Origin of the sequence: Roseivirga echinicomitans (assembly GCF_001592935.1) — a bacterium.
In the GTDB taxonomy this organism is placed as follows: domain Bacteria; phylum Bacteroidota; class Bacteroidia; order Cytophagales; family Cyclobacteriaceae; genus Roseivirga; species Roseivirga echinicomitans.
The window spans coordinates 260,693-273,226 of the sequence record NZ_LRDB01000050.1 but is presented as its reverse complement, the minus strand read 5'-3'; the positions used below and the strand labels follow the sequence as shown (position 1 = coordinate 273,226).

The window sequence follows — 12,534 nt, the reverse complement described above, 5'->3', positions numbered from 1 at the left end:
TCTAGTATCTTGGGAATGGTGCTTTATAGTTTACTTCATTTTTTTCATAATCGTGCCAAAAGATTGGGAAGGTATTATTTGGTGTCCTGTACAAAGTGATCAATCCTTCTGATTGTCCATAGCCGAAACTATATTTCTTTGAAGGCAATAGTTTTTCAATTTCTTTCATAATTGCTGTTTTTTCCTCTAGTTCAGGGGTTGTATAGTGGTCGCTAATTTCTTTTTGGGTAACTATTTCAGTGTAGTATCTCACACCAATACTTTCCATGTAATTAACGGCTTGCTGGTGTGAAGCAACAGTAATAACTCTTATCTTATCTAAAGTAATATTTGGGTTTAATAAAATTTGTTCAATTGTTGATTTAATTGTGTCCCCTGTTCCTAAAAAGTCATCTAATAGAAAAATCCTCTCGTTTTCTGCTAAAGTAAATGGTAATTCAAGTTTATCAAATGCTTCAATTTCTTTAAACTCTAAATGATTATATCTTTCAAAAAAAGGTCTAACCCCTCTTAAAATAATTAGAACCCCGTGTCCACTCTTTGTCACTTCTTCGTCCTTAGGTTTCATAACAGGAAACAAAATAATCTTGCTTAGATTATGGATTTCTTCTTGAGGAATTATGGTGTTGAAAATATGAACTAATTTACCTTGGTATTCAGTAAATGTTAACCAAGTATATCTTTCAGCTAATTCAAGGAGTAAATTTTGCTGCTTATCATTCAGGTTGCCAAGTAACTCACAGAAATTACGAAACACAACTTCGTGCATTTCCTTGTCGTGCCAGCGTTTTGCGTTAAAAATTGAATATAGTCGTGCAAAGGTTGTTGGATTCATATCTTTATTTCCTTTTCATTCATTTTTTTTCTGTGCGATTTGTTGTCATAGCCTTGCCACTAATGTTATGTATCGCTCACTTTTATGAGCGTTATATTTCTAATGGTTTACTTAATATGAGCGTTAGCTGACGATAAACTGTTGGCTAATACTCACTTTATAAATCTACACTTTGATATTTAGATTGTCTAACGGTGATTTTATTTTTTTCCAGCCCTTATGAGTAATATGAGTATATACTCTTTCGGTGTATATTCTTTATCGAAAAACCTTAACGTTTCCAAAGAAGAATCTATTCGTAACCCTTAAACTCTAAACTTTGTACCCTTAAATTCTAAACTCTGAATTGTTTACATCTTTTCCCCTCAAACCCTTTCTCGCAATTCATCTTTGTTTAGTTTTGTTGCCTTTAAAACACGACCAGTACATGCAAGCACATTTTCAGCGAATCGCCAAAGAACTTTCAGTAAACCTAAAGCAAGTAGCCACTACGGTAGACCTTCTTGACCAAGGAGGAACAGTGCCCTTTATTGCCCGATATAGAAAGGAATTAACAGGCAGTTTGGATGAAGTTCAAATTGCTGACATTCGTGATAGACTGTTGCAGCTGCGTGAACTGGACAAAAGAAAAGAGGCGGTTTTAAAGTCGTTAAAAGAACAAGAAAAGCTTACAGACGAATTAGAGAAACAAGTAAACGAGGCCGAAACCATGGCGCGTTTAGAAGATATTTACCTGCCTTATAAACCAAAGCGCAGAACGAAGGCCACGATAGCCCGCGAGAAAGGACTAGAGCCTTTGGCAAAGTTTATTTTTGAACAAACCAATGCTGATCCATACACCAAAGCCGCTGACTTTGTGGATGCTGAAAAGCAGGTAGAAGATATTGAACAGGCCTTGCAAGGCGCTCGTGATATTATGGCTGAGTGGATGAATGAAGATCCAGAAGTGAGGGCCAAAATGCGTAGGTTCTTCCAAGAGAAAGCCGTTTTCAAAGCCCGTGTTTATCCGGGAAAGGAAGTAGAAGCACAGAAATACAGAGATTACTTTGAATGGGAAGAGGGCGTAGCGAAAGCTCCATCGCACCGAGTTTTGGCCATGCGTAGGGGCGAAAGCGAAATGTTCCTGATGTTGGACACTGTCCCTCCTGAAGATGATGCGATTGAGCTGCTGGATCGTCAACTCATCCAAGGACATTCACAAAGTGCCGAGCAAGTGAAGTTGGCCATTAGAGATTGTTATAAGCGTTTGCTTCAGCCGAGTATGGAAACGGAATTGCGCATGATTTCCAAGAAGAAAGCGGATGAAGAAGCCATTGATGTATTCGCCAAAAACATGAAAGAACTGCTGATGGAAGCTCCTTTGGGCAGTAAAAATGTAATGGCCATCGATCCGGGTTTTAGAACAGGCTGTAAGCTGGTGTGTTTAGACAAACAAGGAAGTTTACTTCATTTTGAAGCGATTTACCCACACGAACCACAAAGACAAACCACCAAAGCAGGCGCTACCATTAAGCACTTGGCAGAGAAGTTCAATATTGAAGCCATCGCTATTGGCAATGGAACCGCAGGCCGTGAATCAGAGACTTTTCTAAGCACATTAGGCTTGCCAAAATCCATCACGGTGGTGATGGTGAATGAAAGTGGCGCATCCATTTATTCTGCTTCGCAAATTGCCAGAGATGAATTTCCGAATGAAGACATTACCGTGCGTGGAGCGGTATCTATTGGTCGTAGGCTGATGGACCCATTGGCTGAATTGGTGAAAATTGACCCGAAATCCATCGGAGTGGGACAATATCAGCACGATGTAGACCAAGGCGCATTAAAGCATTCTTTGGATGATGTGGTGATGAGTTGTGTGAATGCTGTGGGCGTGGAAGTCAATACGGCTTCTGAGCAATTGCTGACTTATGTAGCGGGTTTAGGGCCTCAGTTGGCCAAAAATATTGTAGAATATAGAAATGAGAACGGCCCGTTTAAAGACAGGAAGTCGATTAAAAATGTAACCCGTTTGGGTGAAAAAGCCTTTGAGCAAGCGGCTGGTTTCTTGCGGATTCGCGGAGCCGTCAATCCATTGGACGAGAGTGCGGTGCACCCTGAATCTTATGCCATTGTCAACCAAATGGCGAAGGATTTGAAATGCTCTGTTACTGACCTTATTCAGAAAGAGGAGCTGAGAAAGCAAATCGACCTGAAGAATTACATCACCGAACAAATTGGATTACCCACCCTAAAGGATATTTTAAGCGAACTGGCCAAACCTGGCCGTGATCCCAGGGAACAATTCGAAGCCTTCAGTTTTATGGAGGGCGTCAATAATATGGAAGATCTTAGGGCAGGCATGAAATTACCGGGCATTGTGACCAATGTGACCAATTTTGGTGCATTTGTAGACATTGGAGTGCATCAGGATGGCTTGGTGCACATCAGCCATTTGTCCGATACTTTTGTGAGCAACCCTGCCGATATCGTGAGCGTACAGCAACGCGTAGAAGTTACTGTACTAGAAGTAGATGCCAGCCGGAAACGAATTTCATTGTCGATGAAAGGCGAAGCAAAACCTCAGGTGAAAAGAAGCGAAAAGCCTAAATCTCAACCTCAACCAAAAGCCAAAGTTCAGAAAGAATCCGAAGGAGATCTGGCCAGTAAGTTGGCCGCCTTGAGGGGGAAATTTGGGGGGTAGTTATGGGGTATTAGTTATTAGTTACGAGGGGAAACAGTTGATCACTGGCGCGCACATGTTGTGCGTGCCTATCTTATTCCTTAACGATAAGCGTAATACTGGAAGATCAGTCCGCACTGCAAGTGCGAACTAGGACGGGAGGCAAAAAGTGTGTTATGGGAACATCACTGGTGTGCACATGTTGTGCGTGCCTATCTTATTCCTTAACGATAAGCGTAATATTGGAAGATCAGTCCGCACTGCAAGTGCGAACTAGGAGATAAGGAAATCGGTAAAGAATAACGAAAAAACAGTGAGGTAGGGAACTCAATTTCCTGAAAAAAGTTTGCCTTAACCCTTAACCCTTAACCCTTAACCCTTAACCCTTAACCCTTAACCCTTAACTGACTACGAAGCTTCGCCAGCTCCTTCTCCACCTTCACCAGCCCCTTAAGCTGTTCCAGCTTTTCGATGGTCTTTTGAAGAAATTTCTGATGTGCATCAGATTCGGGGTGAAATGCCTTGTGCTTCATGGCGCTACGGATTTCGTCCCAGCTTTTAATGAAGGCCTTCGTTTCTTTATCGAAGTAGACGTCCATAAACTTCCCCCAAATGTATTCTTTGGCTAAATCGTTGGGATGCAACATGTCTTTTTCATAAAAGCGATAATCCCTCAAATCGTCCATTAGGAGTTCATAGGCAGGGAAGTAATCCACTTCATCGGCATAAGTACTAATCTGGTGACAAGCCAATCTCAGAATGCTTTTGCTCACCATGTTCAGCTCCAAAGTGTCTTTGACATGTCTCACAGGACTTACGGTGAGAATTATCTTCAGTGCTGGGTGTCGATCTTGAAGCTGTTCTTTCAGGACCATAAAAGCATTGGTAATCTCATCAGGACTCAATAGCCTTTTGTTGAACTGGCCAGCGGGAGTTTTGTGGCAGTTCGCCACGAGCATCTGCGTCTTTTTTTCTTCATACACCCAAGCGGTACCAAAAGTAATCATCAGGGTATTTGATTTCCGAAGTGCCTTGGTGAGTCGGTTGCGCTGATGATTAATGTGAGACTCCAGCTGTTCTTGAGATTTTCCGTGAAGCTCAGAATGCACTTTGTAATTGAAATGGATGCCATCACGAACCAAAAAACTGCTTTCGGGTAATCGTTCTTCATCAAGTGCTATTTCTATCAACTCGAAAATGGAGAGGGGGTTGAAGATCGTGCCGAATGGGTTCTGCTCAATTTTGAATTTATGCTGAGAAAGCTTCTTCCCAATATTATCCGCAAAGCAGGAGCCTATGGAAATCAATGGGGTTGATAACTGAATCTTATGAGAAGAGGATTTCGGGCTTAATTCGGTTCGGAACATGTCCAAAGATAACCAATGTAGGAACGGCTAAAAATAAAAACGGACACCAATAATTATTGGCGCCCATTTATCTGACCAAGTGTTTTTGACCTTGACCATTCACCCTTCTGACAGAAAGAGGTGTTATTTTAAACTAGAGAGAGATCTTACTATTGCTTGTGATCCTTCATCCACTTTGGTTTCACTTCCAGACAATTTGAAAGCTACGCGTAAATTCATTCTGGCATTTACCAGTCGGCCACGTTGTTTACCAGGGATCCAATCAGGAGAGGTAAGTAGCATGCGTACCGCTTCGGTATCGCAACCCGCTCCAATACCTCTTACCACTTTGATGTCTTCCAATTTACCTTCTTTGGTCACCACAAAAGACACAAATACATTTCCTTCAATACCCATTTTTCTGGCTTGTTCCGGATATTTAAGATTGGTTAAAAGGTGTTTGCTGTAGGCGTCCGTGCCTCCAGGGAAAGTAGGGGGCTCCTCTACAATAAGAAAAACTTCATCCGAATTTTGCTCTCCAGCGATACCCACCACTTGGCCCACTTGGTCTAGTGGTTCAAGGCTGATATCTTCATCGGAACATGAGAACGCAACAAATAGCAGCGCAGCAAGTAATAATGTTGATTTTTTCATAGTAACTAAGTTTTATCCGAATTAAACTATTTAAATAGTTAATAGCAAACAAACTCAGTTATTTTTGATGGAAGTTCTTGAGGAAGCAATTGATAGGGGGTTAAGCCTTACCGTCTTGACCACCTAAATGCTCACATTCAATCAATTTTTTCATGCTGATAAAGTCGACAGGTACTTTTTCGTAATTGTAGATCTGACGCAGGGTAGTGGTGTAATTATTGTCACCCATACTCATGTCCACATCCGTCATTTCCATTTGGCAAGGATGCTCATAACCGCAAGCATGCGTAATTTCAAGAATTTCCTTTCTTAGTGTTTTAGCATAATTATAGAAACGCTCTGATTTAAGCGTAGGGTCTATGCCTGCTTGCAACCACTTTTTCTGTGTGGCCACTCCAGCTGGACAAGTATTGGTATGACATGAAAGCGCTTGAATACAGCCAATGGAAAGCATGGCTTCTCTCGCTAGATTGATCAAATCTGCGCCCATACTAAAAGCCATTAATGCACTAGAAGGGAAACCCAATTTACCCGAAGCGATAAATACCACGCGGTCCGTTAGGTTCTTTCTTTTAAAGATTTGATACACCTGTGCAAAAGCAAAAACAAAAGGTAATGCTACGTGATTCGCAAAGGCTGGAGGGGCAGCACCCGTTCCGCCTTCACCGCCATCAATGGAGATAAAGTCTGGCCCAATGTTACGTTCTACCATCAGGTCAGTCAGTTGTTCCCACATGTCCAATTTTCCTACGGCAGATTTAAAGCCAACAGGCAAGCCAGTATTGTTGGCAATGTCTTCGATGAAATCCAGTAACTCTGGAATAGTTGTAAAAGCGGTGTGGCTAGACGGAGAAATTACATCTTGCCCCATAGGGACGTGTCTGATTTCTGAAATTTCTTTGGTGATTTTGGAAGCTGGTAAAACGCCTCCTTTGCCAGGCTTGGCGCCTTGAGAGAGCTTAACTTCAATGGCCCGGATGTAATCAAAATCGTTTACCAATTTCACCATCTTGTCCATATCGAAATTGCCTTCTGGCGTTCTAACTCCGAAGTAACCTGTACCAAACTGGAAGACGATATCTGCACCATGTTGGTGATGATAGGATAAAGAGCCTTCACCGGTATTATGATAACACCCCGCTTTTTTGGCGCCTTTGTTCAATGATTCTATGGCCTTGGCGGATAAAGAGCCAAAACTCATGGCCGAAATATTTACAATGGATTTAGGGCGAAATAACCTCTTCCTTTTATTGTATTGCCCCATTACTTTGGCGCAGGGAATTAGGTCAATGTGAGTTCTATTCGGGTGATTGGGGGCTGGGTTATAAGGTAGCATGGTTGGGTTAATGAACACATAACCAGGAGATGCCTGATCTTGGTCTGAACCAAACCCAGTATAGTTGTTCTGCCTTTTTGAAGAGGCATAAACCCATGTGCGCTGACTTCTGTTGAAGGGAAGTTCTTCACGGTTATTCGCTACTATATATTGTCGTAGTTCTGGACCAATCTTTTCCAGCATATATCTAATATGTCCGACTATTGGGAAGTTATGTGTGATGGTGTGCTTGCGCTGAATAATATCCCTTAAGAAAAGGACGAATAAGAAAAATAAAACCCAGCCCCACCAAGGAACTACTGCTAGAAACGATTGAAATGACTCCATAATCACAATTAAGTGGATTTTAGTCAAAGTAGTATTTCTTTATCAGCATTTAAATTTATGGACCTGATTTTTATAGTCTAAATGAAAGGGAATCGAGGTTTGTGAGAATAAAAAAGAGGGGAGAATGTCGTGTAAATTACCCCTCTCTTTGTAATGTCTAATAAGTACGGATTACTCTGCCTGAGCCCGATATTTTAGAATTGATCTGCGGATCTCCTTTGTAATAAACATCTCCGGAGCCTGAGATTTTGATGGTTAGGCTTTCTTCGGCAGTCACTTTAATATTTCCAGAACCTGAAAGGCTAGCGTCAACGTCCTTCGCATTTAATCCGTAAGAGTTAATGTCTCCAGAACCCGAAATTGAAGCAGTGAGGCTGTCAACCATTCCGCAGAGGTTGATTTTTCCTGAGCCAGTGATCTTTAGATTCAGGTTGTCCAAATCCAAACAATTCTCACTTTCAATATCTCCTGATCCTGTTAGTGTAATGTTTTGGAAATCCGGAGCCGAAATATAGACCTTCAACCTTCTGGCCCTTTTTATATTGTGATTGCTTTTGATAATGAGCTCGCCATTGCTCACATAGGTGTCTACAATAGAAAGTAGATTTTCGTGGGTTTCAACCCTGAGCGTTTGCTCATCGTCTTGAAGTAAATAAACGTCTGCTTCAATCTGCAGTCTTATAGAGTGAAAATCATCCACCACACGTGATTCGTTAATGATCGGGCCATTTCCCGTGATGTCATCTAGTGAACAACCTGAAAGGGCTAAAATTGCAAAAGGCATTAAGAGTAAATGTTGCTGTTTCATGTTTTTGAGTTTGTTGTTGTATCCTTATGACGATTGATGCTGTCACCACACGTATGGAAATGAATTATTTTTTTTAAGTGATAAGAAATGGAGAACAAGGGGCTTGATTTAGCGGCAAATAATGAGCGAAACACTATCTTCGCGTAGTGAACTATCAACAGACGCTCGACTATTTGTTTTCATCTTTACCCATGTATCAGAGGGTGGGGAATGTGGCTTTTAAGAAAGACCTCACCAATACATTAAAACTTTGCGAGGCCGTGAAAAACCCTCAACATAAGTTTAAGTCCATTCATGTGGCGGGTACCAATGGGAAGGGAAGTTCTTCTCACATGTTGGCCTCTATTTTTCAATCGGCTGGTTATAAGGTAGGGCTTTATACTAGCCCGCATTTAAAGAGTTTTACGGAAAGAATTAGAATCAATGGTTCTCCAATTCCCGAACAGAATGTGGTTGATTTTGTAGCAAGAATTCAACCTACCATAGATGAAATTCACCCTTCATTTTTCGAAATGACGGTGACCATGGCTTTCGATTACTTTGCCGAAGCGCAAGTAGACATTGCCATCATCGAAGTAGGCTTGGGGGGAAGGTTGGACTCCACAAATATCATCATTCCGGAACTTTCGCTGATCACCAATATTGGCTTCGATCATATGGACATGTTGGGCAATACTTTACAAGAAATTGCCTTTGAGAAGGCTGGAGTAATAAAACGAAATATTCCTGTGGTTATAGGAGAGTCCCAAAGTGAAACAACTCCTGTTTTTACAGAGAGGGCGAAAGAGATGAATTCCGAGTTGATATTTGCAGATCAAGAGCCCTTGAACACAGCCAATTACTCACTTGACTTACCAGGAACTTACCAAGCCAAAAACATTAAAGGCGTATTGGCCGCTGTCAATGTGTTAAGAAATAAGGGCTGGAAGATTTCCGAAGAAGCCTTGATCCACGGACTGGCCAATGTGAGCACTCAGACAGGCCTAAAAGGCAGGTGGCAAATTCTTTCTGAAGCTCCATTGACTGTTTGCGATACGGGGCACAATAAAGAAGCCTTCGATTATATCATTCCACAAATAGAGTCCTGTTCTTTTGAAAAGCTGTACATGGTTTTGGGCTTTGTCAACGATAAGAAGTTGGACACCTTGATTCCACGTTTGCCAGCCCAAGCGGAATTTATTTTCTGCGAAGCCAAAGTTCCTAGGGCCATGAAGTTGGAGCGGATTGAGGAATTGACAAGCCCTTTTCACCTGAAAGCAGACTTTGTACAGGACGTAAACGAAGCAATTGCTTTGGCCAAGTCAAAAGCCACAAAAAATGACATGATTTATATTGGAGGTAGTACCTTTGTGGTGGCCGAAATAGAAGCGTTATAAATGTCGAGACAGAAGCAGAAGAGGTTTGAAGAGTTAAAAGAGCGTGAGAATGTTCTGGAAGATTATAAGGCACTCTATACCCAACTCAGAGGAAATTGGAACAAGTTATACTTCAAAAATGAGCAACCGATTACCATTGAAATGGGCTGTGGGAGAGGTGAGTACACGACTGGTTTGGCCAGGGTTTATCCCAATAGAAATTTTGTAGGCGTTGATGTGAAAGGCGATCGATTATGGGTGGGCAGCACGCAAGCCATTGAAGAGAACCTTACCAATGTGGCCTTTTTGAGGGCTCAAATTCAAAGCATTGAAAGCTTCTTTGCGCCCAATGAAGTAGAAACCATCTGGATTACTTTTCCCGATCCTTTCAGAAGAGATGGTGATGCGAAACGAAGACTTACATCGCCTCGATACCTTGAGTACTACAAGGAATTACTTACAGAAAATGGTCAAGTCTTCTTTAAAACAGACAATACACCGCTTTTCGATTATACGCTTGAGCTGTTAAGTGAGCGAAACGATATCATTGATTTGGAGTACACCCGTAACCTCTATGATTCAGAGTACATGAATGATCATTACGGCATTAAAACCAAGTTTGAAGAGAAATTCTATGACCTTGGTGAAAACATTAAATACATGAAATTTAGATTCGACCATGGAAAATAGACCCTTCATAGACAAAGGAATGCAGTGGCTTGTACTTGTTTATGTACTGGCTTTTGGGGTTTTGATGCTGATGACCAACCATGGCGACTTTGTGCTTTGGCTCAATGACAGACATACTAGTTTTGGTGATTTCTTTTTTCAGTATTGGACCTACCTTGGTGATGGGGTTTTGCTGGCCATTGTAGCCTTGTATTTCTTATTCACCAATCTGCACAAGTTCTACTATATGCTGATTGCCATTGCACTGCAAACAGTCTTTGTTCATATTTTCAAACAATGGTTATTCGATGGTGAGCCAAGACCCAAAACCTTCTTTGCTGATCAGGTAGATCGCCTTAATTTTGTGGAAGGAGTCAATACCCGTGGTTTCGATAGTTTTCCTTCAGGACATACCGCTTCGGCCTTTACTTTGGCTTTTGTGTTAATTAGTATTTGCAAGAATAAAACTTTAAATGTATTGATCTTTATAGCTGCTGTATTGGTCGGGATATCAAGGGTTTATATATTACAACATTTCTTGAGAGATATCTATATTGGAAGTGTTTTTGGAATACTCGCTGCGCTTATCGCTTGGTACATTATGAAGCCTTATGCCGATAGACCTAAGCTCCAAAATGGTTTATTATTTAGAAAACCCTCCAAAAGTTGAGGTTGTTAAATGGACTGTATAAATAGTTTCATTATTTCACAAACCCATGGTGATCTCAGCCGATAGTGGTTTAGTAATCCATTCCCCACCTCATCACTAAAGTGGTAGGGTTTTCAAACAAGTCTCTGGCTTTATCCTGAAATTCTAAACCAGGAATGCTTTCCAGTTCTTCTTGAAATTCAGTTCGAGAAATCAAATAGCCACTGGGCTGACTTCCCATGATTTGCTTGATGGTTTCCACATCATTATACATTGGAATTTCGCGCTGTAGCGCAAAAACGAATGCAGGGTTAAGTCGTTTGAAGGCAATGATCATTTTGCTCGTGTCCATTTCTGGCAAAGTCTGTTGAACAGGGTTCTGCCCATCTACTTGCGGAAAAATCAAATGGAAGAAAAGCATAATGGTGACGCACCAAACGCTGATGTTCATCCACAATACGCTTTCTATGCTCTTTCTAGCAATACCTTGTTTGAAAATGAAAACACCCACCACAGACAGTGGGATAAAGTAAAACGCAAGATTCGTCAGCTCACCTAAAGACTTATCGCCTTGGAGTGCGAAATAGATGCCAATAGGGAAAACAATCAGCAGAATAGCGTAGAAAAACAGACCAATTCGGTTTCCGAGTTTAGCGAACCACTGGTTGTCTATTTTAGCAATGTAAGCGCCAATTAAAATGGCAATGAGTGGATAAGACGGAACCGTGTAGTTGGGCAGCTTGGTGCTGCTAATCGCGAAAAACACAACAATCACGGAAGCCGAGATAAGCACATACATCATTGCGCTGTCCTGTTTTTCCTTCCATGCATTTTTGAACGACTGCACTGAGAACGGAATAAAGGCCAACATGCCCAAACCAAACACAAAGGCAAATGTCAACAATGGACTTCCACTATGGCCTTCCATTGAATCGGAGAAACGAGAGAAATTGTGTTTGAAGAAAAACTCTTCTGTCCAAGCGCCATTAGTTTGAATATGCACGGCATAAAACCATGGCACAGAAATCAATAGGGCGAGCAGTAAACCGCCAAAGGGTTGTAATCGCCAAATCGTTTTCCATTTAAAGTCTTTTTGGGAGAAGAGGAAAATCAGAGCCGCCAAGCCCGGTAATCCTATCGCTACAGGTCCTTTGGTGAGCACACCGCAGCCAATGGCAAAGTAGAAAGACAGCAACTGCCATTTATTATTGGTTTTGTAGGCTTCGTAAAACGAATAAAACGCCCAAGTCATAAAGAACACCAAATAGGGGTCGGGCACCGACATATGGAATTGCAGTGCCAAATGAATAGACGAAATAAGCACTAGAGCAGCATTCAGCCCTGCTTTTTCGCCAAAGTGTTTCCTAGCAAATAGAAAGGTAATCATGATGGTGAAAACGCCCATTAAGGAAGAAAAGAGGCGTGCGCCAAACTCGGTTACTCCAAAAATAGCATAGCCCGCAGCCATAAAGTAATAATGAAGCGGTGGCTTGTCGGTGCGCAGTTGGTAGTTGTAATAGGGAACCACATAGTCGCCACTCTCAAACATTTCTCTGGCCGCTTCTGCATTTTTGGCTTCATCCAATGCGTAAACATCCAAACCGCTAATGTTGGCATAGCACACCGCAACGGCTAAAACGAGGATCAGTAAAAGTGACTTTTGCTTGTTCATGAATTGTCTGCAAATCTAATTGATAATGCTCAAGAATGGGAATGAAATCAAAAAAGGTCTGAAAAGGAATATTCGGTGGTAGAATTGGAGAAGAAGTCGTTTGTTCGACATTTCTCTTTTAAATCGATAAAATATGCTCCATTAACAGAATTGCCACTCGGATAATCAATAGAACCTGATAACTTAGAACCCGTTACAAGCCCAGTTACTCATCAAAACCA

The 12,534-nt window shown here is 41.5% G+C and carries 10 protein-coding genes; 4 read left to right on the top strand and 6 right to left on the bottom strand.

The window, feature by feature from the left end; all coding sequences use genetic code 11:
• Window position 1: 1 nt before the first annotated feature.
• Window positions 2-835 (bottom strand): phosphoribosyltransferase-like protein, encoded by an 834-nt coding sequence (locus AWN68_RS15355; RefSeq protein ID WP_157716255.1) that lies wholly within the window; start codon window positions 833-835, stop codon window positions 2-4.
• 427 nt (window positions 836-1,262) lie between these two features.
• On the opposite strand from AWN68_RS15355, the gene AWN68_RS15350 reads away from it, so the two are divergent.
• The gene (locus AWN68_RS15350; RefSeq protein WP_068417557.1) at window positions 1,263-3,518 is read left to right on the top strand and encodes a Tex family protein; all 2,256 of its coding nucleotides are present in this window, start codon (window positions 1,263-1,265) and stop codon (window positions 3,516-3,518) included.
• A gap of 365 nt (window positions 3,519-3,883) precedes the next feature.
• Here the strand turns inward: AWN68_RS15350 and AWN68_RS15345 are convergent, their stop codons facing one another.
• From AWN68_RS15345 to AWN68_RS15330, 4 genes are all read right to left on the bottom strand, one after another.
• Entirely contained in the window at window positions 3,884-4,864 is a 981-nt protein-coding gene (locus tag AWN68_RS15345; RefSeq protein WP_068417556.1) for a GSCFA domain-containing protein, read from the bottom strand.
• Window positions 4,865-4,987: 123 nt separating this feature from the next.
• A complete protein-coding gene (locus AWN68_RS15340; protein ID WP_068417555.1) occupies window positions 4,988-5,497 on the bottom strand; it encodes an energy transducer TonB in 510 nt (169 codons plus the stop codon).
• A gap of 100 nt (window positions 5,498-5,597) precedes the next feature.
• Window positions 5,598-7,160 (bottom strand): FMN-binding glutamate synthase family protein, encoded by a 1,563-nt coding sequence (locus AWN68_RS15335; RefSeq protein WP_068417552.1) that lies wholly within the window; start codon window positions 7,158-7,160, stop codon window positions 5,598-5,600.
• A 157-nt stretch (window positions 7,161-7,317) separates the two neighbouring features.
• The gene (locus AWN68_RS15330) at window positions 7,318-7,968 is read right to left on the bottom strand and encodes a head GIN domain-containing protein (RefSeq protein WP_084362886.1); all 651 of its coding nucleotides are present in this window, start codon (window positions 7,966-7,968) and stop codon (window positions 7,318-7,320) included.
• A 146-nt stretch (window positions 7,969-8,114) separates the two neighbouring features.
• Between AWN68_RS15330 and AWN68_RS15325 the strand changes: the two genes are divergently transcribed.
• The 3 genes from AWN68_RS15325 to AWN68_RS15315 are packed head-to-tail and all read left to right on the top strand — an operon-like array spanning window position 8,115 to window position 10,662.
• Entirely contained in the window at window positions 8,115-9,344 is a 1,230-nt protein-coding gene (locus tag AWN68_RS15325) for a bifunctional folylpolyglutamate synthase/dihydrofolate synthase (protein ID WP_068417546.1), read from the top strand.
• On the top strand, window positions 9,345-10,013 hold the full coding sequence (gene trmB / locus AWN68_RS15320) for a tRNA (guanosine(46)-N7)-methyltransferase TrmB (RefSeq protein WP_068417543.1): 669 nt from the start codon (window positions 9,345-9,347) through the stop codon (window positions 10,011-10,013).
• Window positions 10,003-10,662 carry a phosphatase PAP2 family protein gene (locus tag AWN68_RS15315; RefSeq protein WP_068417541.1) on the top strand — a complete coding sequence of 220 codons (660 nt, stop codon included), beginning with the start codon at window positions 10,003-10,005 and terminating at the stop codon, window positions 10,660-10,662. Before trmB ends, AWN68_RS15315 begins: the two co-directional genes overlap by 11 nt.
• 70 nt (window positions 10,663-10,732) lie before the next feature.
• Here the strand turns inward: AWN68_RS15315 and AWN68_RS15310 are convergent, their stop codons facing one another.
• Window positions 10,733-12,313, bottom strand: a complete 1,581-nt coding sequence (locus tag AWN68_RS15310) for an ArnT family glycosyltransferase (protein WP_068417536.1) — start codon at window positions 12,311-12,313, stop codon at window positions 10,733-10,735.
• Window positions 12,314-12,534: the final 221 nt, after the last annotated feature.